The organism is Bacillus sp. FJAT-29790, assembly GCF_019039215.1.
In the GTDB taxonomy this organism is placed as follows: domain Bacteria; phylum Bacillota; class Bacilli; order Bacillales; family Cytobacillaceae; genus Cytobacillus.
Genome location: NZ_JAHNZZ010000004.1, coordinates 227,897 through 248,906 on the forward strand (window position 1 = coordinate 227,897; position 21,010 = coordinate 248,906).

The window sequence follows — 21,010 nt, forward strand, 5'->3', positions numbered from 1 at the left end:
GGAGAAAAACGACTCGTTTTTCTCCACCTGTTTTATTTTAGGGACTTATTAGACAGCCCCTTTTTTTCGTGCAGCACTTTCTGAAACTCATGAATAGATCTGATTTCATGCCAAACGAATAACAATACAGAATACATTAATAGGTAACTATATATTTTAAGAATGCGTGTTGTAAAAAGAACATAATATAAATATTTCATCTATATGAAAAGTAGGTTAATTTTTTGTATTTACAAGTTAAACATTGTAAATAATCCAGAAACATGTAGAATTTGGGGTTATAGGATGGTATCATTTTATTGTTTGAAAATGTTTTCATAGGAGGATGTATTTTGAAGAAAATATTCGGTAAAAAGACAATGGCAAGTGTAGCAATTGCATTAGGATTAATCGTTCCGCAAGTAGCACCGACAATTACCTATGCGGATGTCATGAATCAGGATATTGTCAATCTAAGAATCATTGAAACGACGGATATCCATTCCAACGTCATGAATTATGATTACTATAAAGGTTCTTCTACAAATGCTTACGGTTTAACGAAAGCGGCGAGCTTAATTAAGCAAGTACGTGAAGAAGCGGATAATAGCTTATTGTTTGATAACGGAGATTTAATTCAAGGCAGCCCTATCGGTGATTATGTATATAATAATGGCTTAATGAAGGAAGGTTATGTTCATCCGGTATATAAAGCTATGAATCTATTAGGATATGACGCTGCGACACTAGGTAACCATGAGTTTAACTATGGATTAGATTATTTAAATACGGCGCTTAAGGGTGCTAAATTCCCTTACGTAAATGCAAATGTGTATGATACAGAGGGCAATCACTATTTTACTCCTTTTGAAATCCTAGAGCGTGAAGTGAAAGATACAGACGGAGAGACCCACAAGATCAAAATTGGTGTAACAGGATTTGTCCCACAAGGAATTATGACATGGGATGCAAAATATTTAACAGGCAAGCTTGTTGTTGAAGATATTGTAAAGTCAGCGGAAAAAGTTGTTCCTAAAATGCAGGAGGCAGGAGCAGATATTGTTGTTGTTCTTTCACATTCCGGGATTGCAGACTATGATCAAAATGGAAAAATGAAAGAATATACAGAAGGAATAGAAAATGCTTCCTATTATTTAAGCAAAGTGGAGGGCATTGATGCCATTTTAACAGGTCATCAGCATTTAACCTTCCCAAATGCATCTAAACCTTCCTTCAAAGATGGGGATGGAATTGATAACACGAAAGGTACAATTAATGGGGTACCTACATTAATGCCTGGTTCGTGGGGCGATAACATCGGATTAATTGATTTAACGATTGAAAAAGTAAATGGAAAATGGGATGTTAAAGATGGCCAAGCTGTATTAAAGCCGATTACATCTGGTGAGTTAACTGCTGAACCTGATCAAGCCATTATAGAGGCAGTCAAAGCTGAGCACGAAGCAACCATTAAGTATATGGAAAGTCCTGTAGGTGAACTAGTGGGCGATTTAAATACTTACTTCGGTTTGGTTAAAGATAACGCTGCTATGGAAATATTAAATCGAGCACAGGCTTGGTATGTTGAAAAAGCACTAAAAGGTACGCAATATGAGAACATTCCGGTTCTCTCTGCAGCTGCTCCATTTAAAGCTGGGCGCGGTGGTGTGGAGGATTACACGGATGTAAAATCTGGAACGATCGTTCTAAAAAATATTGCTGATTTATACTTATATGATAATAACGTGGTTAATGCTGTAAAGGTAAATGGTTCAACACTTAAAGAGTGGTTAGAGTGGTCGGCTGGACAATTTAATACGATTGATCCATCGAAAACTGAAGAGCAAATGTTAATTAGTGGAGATTTCCCTACTTATAACTTTGATGTAATTGATGGTGTAACTTACGAGGTTGATGTAACCTCTTTACCAAAGTATGACAAAGGCCAAAACCTAATTAATGCTAATGCAAACCGGATTAAAAATCTTAAATTTAAAGGTAAACCGGTAACTGCTGATATGGAGTTTATTGTTGCAACAAACGATTATCGTGCAGCAGGCAGCAAGCTAATGAATCCAGGAGGAGTCAATACAGTATTGAAGGCTCCAGATTCAAATCGTCAAGCTATGATGAACTATGTAGTTGAAAATAAAATAATTGATGCTTCAGTAGATAATAACTGGACTTTTACACCAGTTAATGCAAATTTGACATTCTTATCAAGTCCAAAGGCTACTGAATTAGCTAAATTAACTGATAATATTACCTATACAGGGAAAACCGATGAAAAAGGCTTCGGTATTTTCAAGGTTGACTTAAGCAAGAAAGCACCTTCCTTTAATGATGTGCCAGCAGATCATTGGGCTAACGAATTCATCTATAGTCTTGCTGGAAAAGGAATTATTAAAGGGAAAACAGCAACAACATTTGATCCAACAGGTACGCTTACCCGTGGACAATTCGCGAGCCTACTCGTACGTTCTTTAGGATTAACAGCTAAAACTGAAGCGCCATTTAAAGATGTTTCAGGTGAACTAGCAAAAGAGGTAGCAGCGGCGTATGAAGCTGGAATTACAACGGGTACAACTTCAACAACATTTGAACCAAATAAACTGATTTCACGTGCTCAAATGGCAACAATGCTGATTCGTGCTTATGAAAAGCAAAACGGTAAAGTAACCATTTCACACCCAACGCAGTTTACAGATATACAAGCGCTAAGCACTGAAACAAAGGCAGCCATCCAAAAAGCCTTTGAACTTGAACTGATGACAGGATATGAAAAAGAATACAAGCCTGCGAACAAAGCAACTCGTGCTCAAGCAGCAAAAGTGATATATCTGTTAAATAAATAATTGCGGTGTCCATTCGCGGTGTCAGGCACCGAGAATGGACATTTCAATCGAATTTGTGCACGCTGAAAGGACAGTATTGTTAACTCCTGACATAATAAAGGCAGCCAATCCCATTAAGGGAAGGCTGCCTTTTTCTTACTGAATTAAGGATTTTTCTCTTTTATTGTGCTGGTGCTACATCCACAATACGACCTTCAATTTTAGGCTCAACTGTTTTTAATTTAGATACATAGTCTCGTAAATTCTCCCAGTCGCTTAATCCTAAATCTGTTACACGGCCTTCTTCATAGGCTTTCTTGAATACGTTAAAACTATCGCCGCCTTTTGCAGTGAAGGCGTTTGTTGCGATTACATATTCTTTCGTTTTATCAAGTGCTACAAATTCACCGGCTTTTTCCTCAACATCAACTGATACGACTCTTTCGCCAACTGGCTTTGAGCTGTCATATGTGAATTTCATACCAGAGATATGCAGGAATCCGCCGTTTTCTTTCGGAGCCTGGCTCACACTGTGTTCAAGCGCCTCCATTATTTCAGTACCCGTTAATTTCATAGTAGCCAATGTATTACCAAAAGGCAGTGTCGTTAAAATGCTGCCCAAAGTGATTGGACCTTGACTGATGGCTTCGCGAATCCCACCACCATTTTGCATCGCAATAACCGTATTAGGATTATATTCTTTTGCTTTATCTAGCATAGCGTCGGTAATTAGATTTCCTAATTCCGTTTCGTTGCTTCTAACGCTGATAGTAGAAGTTTCGTTTGCACGCGGATTTGTTAATGCGTTAACAGCTGTTGCACCTGTTTCTGTTTTCTTAACTTCTGCAATCTTTTCTGAATATTTTACAAGCATTTTTGCTGCTTCAGGATCTTCTGTTTTATCTGCTACTTTTATTAATTGACCAGCTTGGCCAACGATTTTTCCGTCTTTGTCGAATTCAACATCAAGAGTACCCAAAAAGTCGCTGTATTGGAAGGCTTGAACAATAACTGTTGGATCCTTCGCTTTCCCATTCGAATCTTTACCAATTACCACTGGTTCATTTAACTGGGTATGACTATGTCCACCGACAATGATGTCAATTCCGTCAACGTGCATAGCCAAATCTAAATCGTTGTCAATTTCAGGGTTGTCATCAAAGCCTATATGCGTAACAGCGATAATTTTATTTATGCCTTGTTTTTCAAAGGCTTGTACAGCTTCTTTCGCCTTTTCTATATAGTTTTGGAATTCCACTTTCCCAGGGCTTGAGATATCCGCCGTTTCTTCTGTCGTCAACCCAAAGATTCCGACTTTTTCTCCATTGACCTCTTTGATAATTCCACTGTAAATCATCCCATCCTTTGGTTGGGTAGCAATCGTTCCGACTTGATTTAGGCCATTAAATAACTCATCCTTTGAAAAATCAACATTCGCACTTACAAAAGGGAATTTTGCATTTTTCACGAACTCTGCTAAAGCCTTATGACCATCAGGGCTACTGCCAAGGTCAAACTCATGGTTTCCGAATGTCATGACATCATAGCCAATGTAATTCATAAACGCTAAATCAGCTTGTCCTTTAAATTCATTGAAATAAAGAGAACCTGAGAATACATCGCCTGCATCAATTAATAATGAAGCAGGTTTTTCCGCTCTTACTTCTTTAATTGCTGTAATGCGTTTCGCGACATTATCTATATGAGCATGTGTATCATTCGTGTGCATGATAGAAAGTGTGAAATTCTCATCTTGCTCTACTGGTTTAAGTGGCTCTAGTACACGGTGCAAAAATATTGCAAAGCTAGCACGCGTTACCGGTGATTTCGGATCAAATGATCCATCTCCTTTTCCAGTCGTTAATCCATTTTGGGCTAAAATTTTTACATTTTCTCTGTGTGTAGAGCTGATTTTATCCCAGTCAGTAAAGCTAACTTCTTTATCCGTTGCTTTTAGATCAAAGGCACGTACTAACACTGAAGCCATTTGTTCACGTGTTAAAACGTCATTCGCACCAAACTTGTTATTAGAACCAGTAAAGATTCCAGCTTCCTTCGTTGCAGCAGCACTTTTCGCATAAGTAGAGTCTTCAGGGACATCTGAAAATGAATTCAAATCTTCTGGAGTCGGGAGCTTCAATGCTCTTGTAAATAGATTAGCAGCTTGTCCCCGATTGATCGCTTTATTTGGCTTGAAAGTACCGTCTTCATAGCCAGTAATAATCTCTTTTGCTACTAAACTATAAATTTCATTTGCCGCCCAGAAATCCCCTTTTACATCGGAAAATTGCTTCGTTTCAGCTGCGTTGGCAGGAGCAGCCATCGAAGCTACAACAGTGGCTGCTGTAGCAGTCGCTAAGAGTTTTCGGTAAGAATTGGACATAAACTTCATTCAAATATTCCTCCTCGGATATTGTGTTATTTAAACAAGATTTTTCAAAAGTCATACGAATCTAGTATAATACAAAATTTGATAATCATGTTCCATATTTACAATAAATTAATAGTGAAAACACAGTGCCAGGCACCGCTCATGGACATTTCAACCTCTTTTGTGTACTCTGTAAGGACAATCGAATTGACTTCCTCCACACTAAGAAAAAGGCAGTCAATTCTCATAGAGAACTGCTGCCTTTTTCTTAATCATCTTTAATCACGAACAGAGCCTATTAAAAAGAAACAAACCCTCTTAAGATATATTTCCAATCGGTTTTAATGTTCTTTTTCAGGTCTTTTTTTGATAGACTTTCAGTTTTAAGTGGGGTAATAAAGGCATTTTTTCCTTTCAATTGAATGTCTAAGGCTCTTGCTACAATGTATTCATCTTGCTTTAGTCCGCTTGTAATTTCTTGCTTTCCGTTAACAAGCAGTCCTGTTTGAATTTCGCGTTTTTCAATTGTTCCGGTATGATTCAGGATATAGACAAACTGCTTCTTTTTGTTTTTATCTATGCTTTCATGCGGGACGATTATCGCATTGTTTGCTTCTTTTGTAATGATAGATAGGCCGACATGATTCCCTAGAATCCATTTTTCTTTATCTCCATCGAGCTTAACTGTAAAAGGATAAAGGGAAGGGCGGTCTATATTAGGCTCTTGCTCGGGGATTGTCGATATTTCCTGCAACGTCCCATTGGCCCTTGCTTTAGAGTGGTCCGCCCAAACTTTTGTCTCCATCCCTTCACTAACCTTTTTCAAGTCACTTTCATCAAATGATCCTTTAACAGAAGGGGTCTTTGATGCCAAAGTAATAATCGGATTTTGCAAAGTCGGTTTTAATTCCTTCACGATTCCTTCAAATCGACTATTCACAACTAGACTGTCCGATTCGGTTTGTAATTGTTCTATTTGTTTTTCGACTATGGATAAATCATCTTTGATCAGACTTATTTCAAGTTGACTTTGGGAAATTTCCTTTTCTATTTGATAAAGACTATAGTCGAGTCCAATATTTTCTTCTTTTTTCTGTTTTGTACGCAAATCTCTTCTTATACCTTTAAGATCTAAGATATGATCATTCATATGATCGATTTTATCCTTAAACCCATCTCTTTCTGACTCCAGTTTCTTAATCTCTACTTTCATATTATACGGAGAGTATTGAAATAGAGGCGTACCAACTGCTACTTCCTCTCCTTCAGTCACAAGAAATTCCTGGAAGGCCCCATTGGATTCATCATAGTAAATATGGTGCTCCTCCGCAGGTACAATGACACCTGATTTTTTCAATGTTTGCTTTATGTCACCAGTTTGAACTTTATTCCAATTGTTCACATGCTCAATTCTTTCAATTTTGCTGTCTTTTTTTAGGATTAAAAAAAGGTTTAAGCCAATAAAAAGCACGGATAAAAGAATTATTGATTGCAGCTGCCATTTTTTCAATTGTTTCCACACCTTTATCGCAAGTTTCATATTATAGAAGCTTTTCAAAATTAATATAAGAAAATAAAGCAGAAGTAATCCAAAAAAATACATTAACAGAAAGGATCATAATCACGATAAAACGAATGCTTTTTTCCGATAACGTTCGAATGTAAATATATTGAATAAAAATGGCCCATAGTTGAAAGATTGAAATGCATCCCAAAAAGCTAATTAGAAAGTCATTTGCTGTCATGTACTGAGCAATGACGCCAAGGGATAAAGGGGAGGATGCTAGATTAATCCCAAATAATATGGCAAAAAGAGTTACTGCCATCTGATTAATGAGTAAAATAAATACGACAAAAAGTTGCATGATCAGCAGTTTTTTAAATTCTAAATCAGTAAGTGTCCAAAAAATTGTTGTCGGGACAAAAAGAATAAGAAGCGGATAGAGTGTAGCCCAAATGATTTTTCCGACGATAAACAGAAGCTTGTGCCATTCATAATCATTGCTTTTTATTGTTGTAAGCTCTTTTGACAATGATTCAGTCCCGATGCCATAAACACTTGCAGCTAAAAAGATTAGGAGACTAAATGCCACTAATAGAATACTTTTCGGCAAAATCCCTCGTGGTTCTTCCGCTTGATTCAGTTGATATGCAACATATTTGGGATAGAAGATGCCCTTAAGCAGCCGAATCTGATAAAACATGACAAAATCCTCCAGAATTTAGATTAATAATTAATTATAATCTATTGTATCGTAAAACTAGAAATAAAAACCAGTTTCCTCCTCGATCAGCCTAAAAAAAGTCTTAAGTAGCAGTAGAGCGAATGAGAATCGGGAAATATCTCCTACACGATCAGCTAATATAAGTAGGTAGTTGCATAGGGAAAGATATCTAGTATTGAAACTAGTGATAAAAGTTTATGCCGATTGCGACCGTTCTCTTTTTTTTGCCGTTTTTAAGCCTGATAATCGCCCTGTACTTATATTTCCAACAATAAATTTTCCAAATGGAAGTTTATGAATCATATATGCGAATAAGATTGAACCTGCTACTCCTATTGAAAAAGCTAAGATCGTATACAGCCCAATGTGAATTTTCTCCGGCAGGAATAAATTTAAGAAGAATTGAATCATTGGGTGCAATAAATAGATTGCGAATGAGTACTTGCTGAGAAGCAGAATCGGTTTAGGTAGATGCTTGATTTTCTGGCTTGCATAAAAAAGGGCCAAAAAAACAGCAATTGTATAGGATATTAAATCAAAACGCTTCGATGACACCATCGTGAGTGTGCCAGACAAATATGAATATAGTACGTAACTTACGGAAGCGAATAAAAATACGCCTATCCAGTACTTATATTTATTTAATAAAATTCTAAACTTAAGTATATTTCTTCCACAGTAATACGCTACAGTAAAATAAAACAACCATCCTAAAAAGGATAATCTCGAGTAGCTATACCAGAAGTTTCCATTTATTCCTTCTGGGGGTGGTACGAATGAAAAGATGTAAAGGTATCCTGCATTGATAATGAAAGAAACGGTTAAAACAATTGATGCAGGGGTTTTTTGAAAATATTTTAGAAAAATATAATGTAGAATATAAAACTGAAAAATAATCATAATAAAATATCCATGCCAGTTAGCAAGAAAAATATGTTTATAGGTAAGTTTTAGTATCCCGATTATTGAGGGATTTAAGACTAATTTATCAACTACTGCATAGATAACTGACATTGAAAAATAGGGGATCAATATAAACATTAAGCGCTTTTTAAAAAAGCCCTTCGGAATATGATCTGGATATGAATAAGCGAGCAAAAACTCAGAAATTAATATAAAGATCGGTGTTGCGAAAAGAAGCAGCATTTGTATGATTCTATAAAAAGTAATCGTTTTCAAAGGGAGTTCGAAATTGACTGTAACCATCGTAATAGCGTGAATCATAACCACACTAAGACAGGCGATTACACGGATAAAATAGATTTCTTTTACAACAGGCTTACCCACTTTTTGAAATTCCCCCTTTATTCCTAGCTTTCTTATAGGATACCTTTTAATTAACTTTGATTCAAAGGAAATAAGTATATAGGTGATTGAATCTAATCAATGAACTGGGAGCCTATTTGAAAAAGAGCATGCGATTCTCGCATACTCTTTCATGAATATTAGTTAGTTGAATGAAAGGTTCTTATTAACATCGCCGCAAATTGACTACGGGTGATAAACTCGTTCGGTCGGAAGTTGTCCTGCTTTGTGATAATACCTTTTGAAACAAGATATTGGATGGGCTGGAAGATGTCATCCTCTGTTTGAACATCTTTAAAATCATGGATTGTATTTAACTTATTGGTTTCATTAAAACCGGTCGCCCTTGCGAGGATTAATGCCATTTGTCCTCTTGTAAGGTTATTTTCAGGTCGAAAATCCCCACTACTATATCCTTTTATGATGCCAAGATCGTTTGCGGAAAGGATAGAAATGGAAGAGGTGGAAAGTTCGCTTGCCACATCTCGAAAAGGAGATTGGTAACTTTCTAGCTTGTCCCATTTAAAAAGTCTGTTTAACATTAATACACTATGTCTTCTTGTAATGAAGGAATCTGGTTTGAACGATCCGTCGGCATACCCGTTAATGAATCCTTTCTGACCTGCCTGATGAATCTCGGTAAAGGCCCAAAAGTTTGAAGGAACGTCTCGGAAATTCGTTGTTTTTACAGTAGGGTTATTGACTGTCAACTGATGGATGCTGTAAATATTTTCGTCATCGTCTGAAATGATCGAGAAAAGAATGACTTTGCTTTGCTTTCCTTTGTAGCTGGCAAAATAAATTTTTTCAAGATTATTCGTGATTGTCCGTTCAGTGATTGGCTGGTCATTGGCAAAAATCGAAAGTTTTTTGCCATGCCATTTAGATGCCATGCCAAGTAGTTGGGGAGTAGAAAAATCCTGCCCAGTCTTTAATTTTAGCCATTCCGTTCCAGTTAAGTGACGTGGCTTAAGTGCTTCTTGAATATTAAGTAATCCATGTCCGCTAAAAATATCATAGCCTTTTTCCTGAATATCTCTGCTTGAAGTGAAAAGTTGGTTTCTCATTTCAATTAGGTCCATTTCTGGAAATGCTAACTTGATTAAAGCAACTGTTCCGGAGACAAAAGGAGCGGCCATGGAGGTACCGTTTAACAGTTTATATTCATTGTTCAAATAAGTGCTTATAATATTATATCCAGGTGCACTAATATCAACTTCCCAGCCAAAATTGGATGAATTCACTTTTGCAAGCCCTTCATTTACGCCAGCAACTGTTATTACTCCTGGATAGGAAGCTGGATACACCTCTTTCGTGGATATGTTCCAGTTACCGGCTGCGGCAATAACCGGTATGTTGTTATTTAATGCTTTCTGAACCGCTTCCTGTAATACAATGGTGTGACCTTTGCCGGCAATGCTCATATTGATGACATCGGCACCCATACTAATAGCATCGGTAATCGCCTTGCTGATTTCAAAATCGTCTCCAAAACCGAACTTGTCTAACACTTTTAGAGGGATAATGTCTATAGGGGAAGTGCCGATAACACCAGCAATTCCAATTTCATTATTAGCCGTTGCTGCTAAAATCCCTGTAACATGGGTGCCGTGGCCAAATGTATCAATCGCAGTTTGCTGGCCTTCTTTATAGTCATTTCCTAGGCTGTACAGGATATTTTCGCCGAAGTCTTCATGTTCGATGACACCTGAATCTATAACAGCAATACGCACATGGTTAACGCCTGTTACTTTTTGGATCGCGGGCTGCTTTGCCCAATTTTCAGTTCCTTCTATTTTAATGGTTAGTTCGTCGAGCGCTCTGTTTTTGGGGATAAGAACATCAAGTTTTTTTAGATTTCTCTCATTTGACCCTAATAGCATTTGTTTATGATCATAAACACTTAGTTTCCAAGAACCTTCATGATGATCCAATTCGATTGATACACGAGATATTTTTGTGGGTGGTAGATTAATAGAAAACAAGTTTGAATAAAATGGTTTATTTTCATAGTAAAAGGCATCGCTTTCTGTTTGGAATTGTTGTCCGGATAACTCGTTATTTATTCGGTTCCTTTCAAAAGATGGCTGGAAATTAACCACTTTTAACCCCCATTGGCTGGGTAAGAGGGGGTCATTAAATATTGCTATTTCTGAGCTAGCCATTTTTACATGATTAGGTTGTATGGCTCTTACAATCGGCATTTCAAGCAATTCATTTTTTTGATTTTCGTTCAAATTAACTTTCAAAAAACGGCCTAATTGATCCTCTATGGGATAATTCACCTTGTCCCTATATTTATTTGCGTCAACTTCAGAAACAAACTCTACAATCCAATCGCGGTTATTATCCTGTGCTGAAGCAGTCTGAGGAATGCCTATTAGAATAATTGAAATAAAAAAGAATACAGGGAAAAATGCTCTCAATTTGTTCACACCCCGTCGATATGATAATTTTCAGTGCCTTTTCCGATGTCTTTTTCAGGTGCCTGACACCGCACGTGGACACTTTGGATAATTTTGTTTATCGGTGGTGCCTACACCGCATGTGTGCCACGATAAGTGGACACGCTATTTTCAAAAGGAAAAGGTAGTGAGTTGAAGCTCACTACCTTCTTAACTATCTCTTCAGGCGAACGAACGGACTGCATTTGTCCTTTTATGGTGCCTGACACCCCTAATGCTTTATTTATAAACAGGAACATCAAAGTATAGGGTATAGTTTTCTACTAAATCATATAGTTTTTTAATAGTTGTTACTTGTTTAAAGGCCCAGCCAATGTCTGTTGCATATTGGTGTGATCCAGGTGTTTCAGGGTTCCAGCGCATTTTATAGAGGGTATCTTGTTTATACGTTGGATTGTTAATGTAACGTGTTGAAATAAACTCTGCTCCTCCGATGATCGCTGCTTCAGGGGTAAACCAGCCGTTTTTATAAGCGGTTTCTGCTCCGCACGTATCTGGACAGCGGTCGACTGCACCAATGCCATACATATTATAGACAATCTTTGGCTCGACCGGCTTGCCGTCTACTGAATCGACTAAAATGCCATTTGCTAGCACGGAAGTACCGTTTCCTGTTTCAAGAAACGCATGGGAGATAAGATATATTTCATTAATGTTGTAATTATTGCTTGCTTGAATGAAAGCAAGTCCTTTACCTTGAAGAATCCCTTTATCCGTTAGAATACGGTTGTTCAATTCATTGACACTAATGCCAGCGTTTTGTGAAAGAACTAGGAATTGGAAATACTCAGGTGTGTTTTGTTTTACATTAAATGGATTTAAATACTTAGCAATATCTTCGCTTTTCGCATTTTTCCATGGACCGAATTTGATTTCAAACCAATCGCCTTGTTGGGCCAAAATTTCAACCTTTTGACCAAGTGATAGCGTGCCAACGATCCAACTATTTGTTCCTGTTCCTTCACGTACATTTAATGAATCGGATGTAACGGTTCCTGTTGTCGGAAAGATGCCAGTTTGCTCCAGATTCACAAAGTCTTTATGAATAAAGGATTTATTGTTTCGGTACAGATCAGTTTGTGGTTTTACGCCCATTTGGATATTCAAAACTTGAGTCAGACTGCGATCATAATTCGTATTTTTATAGATTGGCCCTACTAAAACAGAACCTTTGTTGATAAAGCCGATGCGGTTCCCAACAGTTATTTTCCACCAGGATCCCATTTCACCGATAATCGGATAGCGCTCATTTTTCATAATTGTCATAAAGGGTACGAGATTCCCATTTGAATTATCAAAAATAGATACATCCTCTTTAGCAATAAAATCGATGTCCAAAACAACTGCTGAACCCCAATTTTTTGCCTTCGCGGAAGTGGAAGGCTTTGTGTCCTCTTTCCATACATATCCAAACTCTCTGCCGTATTTGATACGGTGCCAGTTGCCGGCATCTTGAATTCGCTCGAACGATTGGCCTTTCGGAAGGAGGGCCACCTTTCTTAGAGAGCCCTGGCTATTGTCATAGACGAATGTCTGCTCCTCGATGACTTCAAAATAACGATCAGTAGATTTAAATGGCAGTTTACTATTATTCTCGTGAATATATCCGTATCTGCCGCCTAATTCAACTTTATACCAAGCTCCTTGTTTTCCAAGATAATGCAGTTTCGTATTTTTATTAATTTCCGCAAATTCTACAAGAGAACCAGAGGTGTTATCAAAAATAGGTGATTTCGTCGTTGTAATAAAATAGTCAGATCCTGAGCTTTGGCTGTTCCAGTTTTTTATGCCCGCTCCTATGTGTGGCTCTGTATTGCTTTTTAAAACAAAGGCAGGTTTCCCGCCAAGGTTGATTTGATGCCAATTTCCAGAGTCCTTGACTCTTTTAAACACATCATTTTTCTTTAATTCAGCAACTTGAACAAGCTTACCTGAACTGTTATCAAAAACGCCTAAACGATCTGAAGTGACTTTGAAGTAATTATCGCTCGCATGAAAGTTTAGTTTGACCGCGCTGCTATGCACATACCCAAGTCTTCCTGATAGATTTACTTTGTACCAGCTTCCCATTTGTTCAATAATGGGGTAAGTCACGCCGCTATTAATGGAGGCGAATTTAATTAATGTCCCGCTAGAGTTGTCATAAACAGGAACATTCGCATGTCCTGTAATAGTTCGATTTGAATTAGGGGTGGAGTTTAAATTCCCAATTTGTTTGTTGCTTGTTGGAATAGTAGAAGGCTTATAGACAAACCCGAAGCCAGAACTGAAACGGATTTTATGCCAATTTCCTTCGTCACTTATTCTTTCGTAAGCCTGTCCTTTTTCAAGGATCCCGACTGGAACAAGCTTACCTGAACTGTTATCGTATACAACTAACTGATCTGTGTTGACTTGAAAAAATTTGTCGGAAGAAGTGAAAGTAGCTACTTCGGTCGCCGCACTTTTATTCGTTAATTCGACGGTTTGTACAGGCTCCGAGCTCGTTGCTTTTTCATGATTGACAATAGAGTTGACCTTTTCTTCAGTAGCTTTTAATTCCGGTAAATGATTACCTTCACTAGCTTCCTTTATAAAAGGTCCTATCTCTGTATCTTCGTTATGTACATCCTTTTTTAAAATGTACCCTTTTACCCCGCCGAGAAGAATTTCAAAATGCTCTTCAGTCTCAGTTATGTAAGGATAAGATGGATGCTTATATAAATAAGCAAAAATCATATCTTCCTCAGTATACACAGGTACTGTTTGAGGGATATCGATTATACCGGCCGTTTTTCCCTTCACTTCGACTTGAATGGTGGATTTTAGGATAAGGGAGCCGTCTGCATTCTTATTTTTTAGAATGGCTCCAACTTCATTACCTAACTGGAAGTAAACGAAATCTTCGTTTTCCTCAAGTGCGTTTATCTGGCTTTTGTCCAGAATCTTACCCACTGGATTTAGTTGATCTTGCAGGTAAAACTCAGAGTCCCCAGAACTGACATACACTAAGTCAGCACCAGAATCATCCAGGATAGACTCATCACTATTCGCCAAAGAAGTATGAGGAGAGAATCCTATTCCCGAAAAAAACAGAAGAATAGCAGCAATCCAGATAATCCACTTTTTTACTATAAACATAGTTACCTCCCTTAGTTGTTAATTGTTTCCTAGATTATTATACAATTATATTTGATAGCTTTTAAGTGGTAAAACTAGTAAAAAGAAGATTAATATCCAAGGGCCTCCTAATTTTAAGGTGCTTTTTTTAACGGCGCCTTTTTTATAGTGCCTGATACCTGAGAAAGACACCAACCTCAACTTTTCCACGAACTTTGTCTGAAACAATAGCCATTGTGCCTGATACCAAAGGAAAGGCACAATCAACAAAGTGTCCACGGACGGTGCCTGACACCACAAAAGGACACCATTAAATGACAAAAACCCTATTGAAATATATGGAATAGTTTCATAGACTTATAATGAGTGGGTTTTGTAGATTTATAGGGGAATTTTGATAGATTTGTAGAGAAATGGGGAAAATAAATGTTTAGAAAAATGAAACAGGCACTGGTTTATATGGTAGTGATCGCTTTTTTATTTAGTATTCTGCCTGTGCAAGAATCGGCAAAAGCCGCAACAGCTCCGAAAGAGCAATATACTGTTACTCCTGGTGTCATCTATAAAGATTACCGTTTTAATAGTAATTCATTGCAGCAGGCTGCTAGAATTCTCGATATTGATTTAAATCAGCCCAATGTAAAGGTAGAAGCGGGAATTCCACAGCCGCTTACAAATTTAGCTACTGTGTCTTCACGGGCAAAAAGCAATACAGTTGATCAACATCATGTAGTTGGTGCAATTAACGCTTCTTTTTTTCACTCCACAAGCAGGCTTCCTGCTTACTTAGTCGCTTGGAAAAATGATGTTGCCACATTAGGTGTGATTTCAACAGGGCTTGATGAGTATATGAGCGTTCCTACCGCTTTTGGTGTAACGGAAAATGGGACTGCTCTTATTGACACATTTGCATATGATAGCTATTTCGAGGTGAACGGTGAAAGAACAAAAATTACCTCGATTAATAAGGCGAGAGAGGCCAACGAAATAAATGTCTTTACCCCTACATATAGTTACGCCTCTACACGTTCGAACAGCTATGGGATGGAGATTGTTGTTACAAATACATCTGTCGGCCTTGATGAGGGGATTGAGTTTGGCAATGTAATCACCGGAACCGTGCACTCAGTTACGAGCTATGGACAGGGAGATTCTGCGATTCCGAAAAACGGGTATGTGATCTCTATTCAAGGAGGAGACGCGGCGGCTAAATTCGGAAATATTAAAGTAGGTCAGCCAATTCAGCTAAATGTAAATGTAGATAATAAATGGAAGAATGCTGAGTTTATGATTGCAAGTGGACCGATGCTTGTGAAAAATGGGAAAGTTGATATGACCATTAATGAGACAAGCGCCAGAGCGAAAGAAAGACACCCAAGAACAGCCGTTGCCATTGATAGCACGGGTAAAAAGGTGTTTTTTGTAACAGTAGACGGTCGGCAGCCTGGATATAGCTCAGGGATGAATTTGAAGGAGTTTGCCCAGTATCTCATCAGTATTGGGGCAGACAGAGCTATTAATCTAGATGGCGGCGGCTCTACAACGATGGTGGCAAGAAAGCATGGCGATGTATACCCTGTCTTGATGAATTCTCCTTCAGGTGTCAGTGAAAGGACCGTTTCGACCATTCTTCAAGTAGTAAGCACGGCGCCTTATGGCGATCCTACTGCTTTCTATTTTAAAAAATCAAATGAAGGTACGGTTTTAAAGGGCTCTTCTATTGAGCTTCAGCCTTTATATGCTTTGGATCAAAATTTCCATCGACTAAGTGTGGATTCTGCTAAAGTGGAATATTCAGTTGAGGGAAATGTCGGCGTTATAGAGGGGAATCGTTTTATTGCAACGACTGAGGGAAGCGGTCATATTGTCGGACGCTACGGGAACAGTGTAAATAAAGTTCCTGTTAATGTAACGGAAACCCCATCGAAAATAACGATTTCGCCTGGCAATACCGTGGTAGGTCCGGGAACTTCAACAATGTTCTCAGTTAAAGCCTATGATGAAAAGGGAAATGAGCTTGCTGTTTCTTCTAGTGCTGTGAAGTGGTGGGCAACGAATAATATTGGTACATTCTCTGCCGATGGACTGTTCACTGCTAGTGAGCAAGAAGGTTCTGGAAAAGTACAAGCGACCATTTTCAATACCCGCGGTGAAACAAATGTCACGGTTGGAAATAAAGCAGAACTAATTAATACATTTGATCAATTGTCGGCATGGAAAGGCGAGTCTTCAAAAGCGGCGACAAGCTTGAGCCTGTCAGCGGCTTCTGAACCGCGGTACCACGGGACGACAGCGTTAAAGATGAGTTATGATTTTAGTGTCGGTGGTTCAGGAATAGCTGCTTCGTATGCGGCTGCAAGCCAGCCATTCGTATTGAACGGACGTCCAGACTTTATTGGTATGTGGGTTTATGGTGATGGCAACAAGCATTGGTTAAGAGGGAAGCTTCTCGATGGAAGCGGGAAAGAGCATACGGTTAACTTTACGGAAGAAGGAAAGCTAGACTGGAAGGGCTGGAAGTATGTAAAAGCCACTGTGCCAGCAGGTATATCACTTCCGATAAAATTTTCTAAATTGTATGTTGCTGAAGCATATCCTGAACGACAAGGCAAGGGTGTCATTTACTTTGATAAACTCCAGGCTGAATATGGGACTGGGTTTAAAGAACCAATTTTTAATGATGTTTCAAATGGACATTGGGCAAAAAATGAAATTGCTTATTTGACTAGTAAAGAAATCATTACTGGTTACTCGAATGGTTCCTTTTTGCCTGAGAATCGTTTAACAAGGGCACATGCAGCTGTCCTATTGGTAAGGGCATTAGATCTTCCCCTTACGAACTTACCGAGTCTTGATTATAAAGATGTGAATACAAATTCTCTCTATTATAAGGAGATTGCGGCTGTAACGAGAGCTGGTATTATGAATGGGTCAAATGGCAATACAATATTTAATCCTGAAGGTACGCTTACAAGGGCGCAGATGGCTGCAATTTTAGCGCGGGCTTATAAACTGAATGGGACAATAAGCCCGATCTTCAATGATGTTCCTTCAGATTTTTGGGCACATGAGGAAATTCATGCTCTGGCTGCGAATAAAGTAACAACCGGTTACGAAGTGGATCATACATTCAGACCGAATAACCCTGTGACAAGAGGGCAGTTTAGTGCGTTTTTATACAGAATCTTAACGCGCTAACAGGGTGTCATAATAGGGTGTCAGGCACCGTTCGTGGACAGATATGCTTGTTCTGTGTGCCTGAGAAGTACAATATAGTTGGTTACCAGTAACTTGATAGTGACAAAGCTAGTGTCCCTGAAAGATAAGGCTGTTTTTGTAGCCTTATCTTTTTTGTGTTCAATATTAAAACACCATTTTAAACAATGTTTCTACGGTTATATTGGATAATTGAAGGGAATATTAAGGGTGCTTGTATATCTTTTTAGATTTTGGCTGTTTTCGTAAACTTTGTTGTTTTTTTAGTGTGATTTTATATATATTAATCTGAGTTGATTGGAGCGGAGGGCACTTGACTCCAGCGGGAATAGAGGGAAGCGGGAGACCCCGCAGGCGGTTACGCCGAGGAGGCTCCCGTCCCTTCCCGCGGAAAGCAAGTGCCCGCAGCGGAAATCAACGGGTAAACTATTAAAGCTAAAATCAACAAACTATGCGAAAAGAGCTAGACTTTTAGTGGATTTAGATATTCCTTTGGAGGGATTTGTTTGAAAAAAAGTGTAGAACAAATCAAAGTTCTGATTATTGTTCCTGCCTATAACGAGGAGGAAGCAATTGGACGGACTTTATCAAAATTATTATCCATTAAAACTAGCATCCCAACCATTGATATTTGTGTGATCAATGATGGCTCTAAGGATCAAACTGCTAAGGTTGTCGGCCTTTATTCCGATGTGATTTTATTGGACTTGCCTAATAATCTTGGGATAGGCGGCGCTGTTCAAACGGGTTATAAATATGCTCACCACAATCACTACGATATCGCGTTGCAATTTGACGCTGATGGCCAACATAATGAAAAGGATTTAATAACTGTTCTGACCCCAATAATAAATGGGGAATGTGATATGTGTATTGGATCCCGGTTTGTTGAAAAAACAAGTTACACAGGAAGCAGATCCCGAAGAATGGGCATCTACTACTTTGAACTTCTTTTATACCTTTTAACAAGACAAAAATATACAGACGCTACATCTGGCTATAGGGCTATTAATCGGAAGGTTATTTCCTTGTTTGCCGATAATTATCCGCGAGATTACCCGGAACCTGAAGTCATCTTATATTTGCATAGAAAAAAGCTGAGGGTGAAAGAAATATCAGTAAATATGAACGAACGCCAAGGAGGGACTTCGTCTATTACACCTTTCCGTTCTATGTACTATATGTTTAAAGTCACTCTTTCGATTCTCATGCAAAAATTAATTAAGGGGTAGTTGAATGAAGATTAGTTTGTTTTCGTTCCTGTTGGTTATCTTATTATTTTTGCTAGTTATCGAATCGGTGCGCAGAGGCGTACTTGAAACAAAGTATTCTTTAGTGTGGATTATTACTTGTATCTTCTTAGGGATATTGAGCTCGAATGAAATGATTATCAATAAGTTGGCGGACTATATGGATGTCTATTATCCACCGTCATTATTGTTTTTATTTGGCTTGTTATTTGCTATTATGCTCATCTTTGACCTAACGAGGCGGGTATCTAAACTCAATAAAGAATTAACAACCTTAACGCAAGAACATACAATTTTGAAACAAAAATTTAAGAAAAAGGAAATCGACTAAAATGGTCTATGTGCTCTTGTTAATCAACATATCCCTTCTTGTCACAGGACAGGTTTTATGGAAGATAGCCGTTACAAATATCGAAGAATGGAATCTTTCCACAGCTGTGTCGCTGGCACTTTCCCCTTATTTCATCGGGGGAGCACTGTTGTATGTAGCAGCTACCGCTCTCTGGCTTGTTATCCTTTCAAAGCTCCCATTAAGCATTGCTTATCCAAGTCAAAGTATCAGTTATATTTTCGGAGCCATCATTGCTTATTTTATTTTCAAAGAAACGATTACCGCTACTCAGTGGGCTGGAATGGCGGTCATTATTTTTGGAGTTTATCTAATTGCTAAATAGAGGTGTTGAAGTGATTATTCATGCATTCAAACGCCATGTTTGGATTATTGTTTTATTAGCATTTTATCTATTCGTGAATGTATGGTTTTTGGTAACCCATCCAGGTTCGATCTTTAATCAGCCGGAGCGATTCGGAGAAGCAATCTCAATATATGGATCAAGAGATGGTTCCCTGTATGCAAAAATGGCATGGCAACTCATTCAAAAGGGCGTTTACGGCTATAATGCCGACTACCCAAATGCCTATGTTACGCCAGGTCAACCATTCTATCTTGCGGCCATTTATAAGGCGGCGGAAATTCTGAACACCAATCATGTCATGCTGACACGGCTGGCAAACATGATTCTAAACTTGGGAATTGTTCTGCTTATTTATTTAATTTCGATAAAATTATTTAAAAATAAGTGGGTTGGCCTTGTCGCGGGCTTGCTATATTGCATGCATATCGCACCGCTTCATTATTTTCGAACGGCCTTAACTGAAATTCCTTCTATATTCTTGTTTTTACTTAGCATATTCGTATTTTTAATGGCACTGGAGAAAAAGAAGTACCGCTATCATCTTGCTTTTGGAATTGTTGCATCGATTATGCTCATGTTCAGGGCAACACCTGCTCCGATACTCATTTTTGCGTGGGGGATTGTTTTATACAGATTTGGTTTCATAGAGGGAGTGAAAATCGGTTTTATTTGGACGATCGGCCCTTTATTAATCATGGTTCCGTGGGTCATCCGCAATATGCTCCAGTTTGGCCATCTTTACTTATTCTCATCACATGCCGGAGGTCCTTTATTAGGAGGAGCCAATCCTTTTTACACCATCGATCAGGGGCAATTAGTTGCTGAAGCTGTTGAACAGGGATTATCTGCAGAGGAATATGGGAAAAAGAGGATTTTAGAGGGATTCCGAGAAAACTTTCCACTTTATTTTTCTTGGTTTACAGTAGGGAAAACCATTTGGCTGTTTATGGACCAGCATGGTAATCCTGACGGGCTTGGGCCTTATACAAAGGATTTTTCTGCGGGCTTAAAAGGTTTCTTCAAATGGCAAAACCCGCTTGTTATCCTCTTTTCATTTATTGCGATTGTATTATTTAGAAAACACAGGCCGTTTATGCTTATGTCGGTCGTTGTGATCATCTATATCTTCTTTTCTAATATTTTTTTAACACTTCCGCGATATGGATTGCTCATCTATCCTGTTCTTTGCATATTGGCTTCTTACGGATTTTTTAAAGCGGGGAGGAATATAATTGCGCTGACAAATAAAAGCAAAAGAGTATAGCTATGAATCTAAATCGATGGAAAAGGCGCTCTCCTATATGAAGAACGCCTTTTCAAATTGGCTTTATTAAATTATCGAAAGGGAAAATCGGTCCTCATGAGGGTTCATGGCGACCGAAAACTCACTGAAAATGGAAAACCGGTCCTCATGAGGGGTTCATGGCGACTGAAAACTCATCGAAAATGGAAAACCGGTCCTCATGAGGGGTTCATGGCGACCGAAAACTTACCGAAAATGGAAAACCGATCCTCATGAGGGTTCATGGCGAGCGAAAACTCAACGAAAATGAAAAACCGGTCCTCATGAG

12 protein-coding genes are annotated in these 21,010 nt (G+C 38.4%); 6 read left to right on the plus strand and 6 right to left on the minus strand.

The features are described 5' to 3' along the window. Window positions 1-332 precede the first annotated feature (332 nt). The gene (locus tag BGM26_RS19645) at window positions 333-2,834 is read left to right on the plus strand and encodes a bifunctional 2',3'-cyclic-nucleotide 2'-phosphodiesterase/3'-nucleotidase (RefSeq protein WP_217041973.1); all 2,502 of its coding nucleotides are present in this window, start codon (window positions 333-335) and stop codon (window positions 2,832-2,834) included. 160 nt (window positions 2,835-2,994) lie between these two features. On the opposite strand, the gene BGM26_RS19650 is transcribed toward BGM26_RS19645, so the two are convergent. The 6 genes from BGM26_RS19650 to BGM26_RS19675 all read right to left on the minus strand — a co-directional run bounded on the left by BGM26_RS19650 (window position 2,995) and on the right by BGM26_RS19675 (window position 14,299). Beyond that, window positions 2,995-5,205 carry a 5'-nucleotidase C-terminal domain-containing protein gene (locus BGM26_RS19650; RefSeq protein ID WP_254119774.1) on the minus strand — a complete coding sequence of 737 codons (2,211 nt, stop codon included), beginning with the start codon at window positions 5,203-5,205 and terminating at the stop codon, window positions 2,995-2,997. Window positions 5,206-5,482: 277 nt separating this feature from the next. After that, the gene (locus BGM26_RS19655) at window positions 5,483-6,694 is read right to left on the minus strand and encodes an efflux RND transporter periplasmic adaptor subunit (protein WP_217041974.1); all 1,212 of its coding nucleotides are present in this window, start codon (window positions 6,692-6,694) and stop codon (window positions 5,483-5,485) included. A 31-nt stretch (window positions 6,695-6,725) separates the two neighbouring features. Then, complete coding sequence (locus tag BGM26_RS19660) at window positions 6,726-7,388, minus strand: hypothetical protein (protein WP_217041975.1); 663 nt, start codon at window positions 7,386-7,388, stop codon at window positions 6,726-6,728. 216 nt (window positions 7,389-7,604) lie between these two features. Continuing rightward, window positions 7,605-8,696: an acyltransferase family protein gene (locus BGM26_RS19665; protein ID WP_217041976.1), complete on the minus strand. Its 1,092-nt coding sequence runs from the start codon at window positions 8,694-8,696 to the stop codon at window positions 7,605-7,607. Window positions 8,697-8,854: 158 nt separating this feature from the next. After that, entirely contained in the window at window positions 8,855-11,140 is a 2,286-nt protein-coding gene (locus tag BGM26_RS19670; protein WP_217041977.1) for a S8 family peptidase, read from the minus strand. A 258-nt stretch (window positions 11,141-11,398) separates the two neighbouring features. Further along, entirely contained in the window at window positions 11,399-14,299 is a 2,901-nt protein-coding gene (locus BGM26_RS19675; RefSeq protein WP_217041978.1) for an N-acetylglucosaminidase, read from the minus strand. A gap of 405 nt (window positions 14,300-14,704) precedes the next feature. On the opposite strand from BGM26_RS19675, the gene BGM26_RS19680 reads away from it, so the two are divergent. The 5 genes from BGM26_RS19680 (at window position 14,705) to BGM26_RS19700 (ending at window position 20,703) form a co-directional block, all read left to right on the plus strand. Continuing rightward, entirely contained in the window at window positions 14,705-17,476 is a 2,772-nt protein-coding gene (locus BGM26_RS19680; RefSeq protein ID WP_217041979.1) for a phosphodiester glycosidase family protein, read from the plus strand. A gap of 518 nt (window positions 17,477-17,994) precedes the next feature. Then, entirely contained in the window at window positions 17,995-18,726 is a 732-nt protein-coding gene (locus BGM26_RS19685) for a glycosyltransferase family 2 protein (RefSeq protein ID WP_483297828.1), read from the plus strand. 4 nt (window positions 18,727-18,730) lie between these two features. Next, window positions 18,731-19,075 (plus strand): DUF2304 domain-containing protein, encoded by a 345-nt coding sequence (locus BGM26_RS19690; RefSeq protein ID WP_217041980.1) that lies wholly within the window; start codon window positions 18,731-18,733, stop codon window positions 19,073-19,075. Between the two features lies 1 nt (window position 19,076). Next, window positions 19,077-19,418, plus strand: a complete 342-nt coding sequence (locus tag BGM26_RS19695) for an EamA family transporter (RefSeq protein ID WP_217041981.1) — start codon at window positions 19,077-19,079, stop codon at window positions 19,416-19,418. After that, window positions 19,408-20,703: an ArnT family glycosyltransferase gene (locus tag BGM26_RS19700; protein ID WP_254119778.1), complete on the plus strand. Its 1,296-nt coding sequence runs from the start codon at window positions 19,408-19,410 to the stop codon at window positions 20,701-20,703. The genes BGM26_RS19695 and BGM26_RS19700 overlap by 11 nt, the downstream gene beginning before the upstream one ends. Window positions 20,704-21,010 lie beyond the last annotated feature (307 nt).

Bases quoted from the DNA above. Each gene is read 5' to 3' on its own strand.
- BGM26_RS19660 (WP_217041975.1), bottom strand. From the start codon at position 7,388: ATGTTTTATCAGATTCGGCTGCTTAAGGGCATCTTCTATCCCAAATAT.
- BGM26_RS19690 (WP_217041980.1), top strand. From the start codon at position 18,731: ATGAAGATTAGTTTGTTTTCGTTCCTGTTGGTTATCTTATTATTTTTG.
- BGM26_RS19675 (WP_217041978.1), bottom strand. From the start codon at position 14,299: ATGTTTATAGTAAAAAAGTGGATTATCTGGATTGCTGCTATTCTTCTG.
- BGM26_RS19695 (WP_217041981.1), top strand. From the start codon at position 19,077: ATGGTCTATGTGCTCTTGTTAATCAACATATCCCTTCTTGTCACAGGA.
- BGM26_RS19680 (WP_217041979.1), top strand. From the start codon at position 14,705: ATGTTTAGAAAAATGAAACAGGCACTGGTTTATATGGTAGTGATCGCT.
- BGM26_RS19650 (WP_254119774.1), bottom strand. From the start codon at position 5,205: ATGAAGTTTATGTCCAATTCTTACCGAAAACTCTTAGCGACTGCTACA.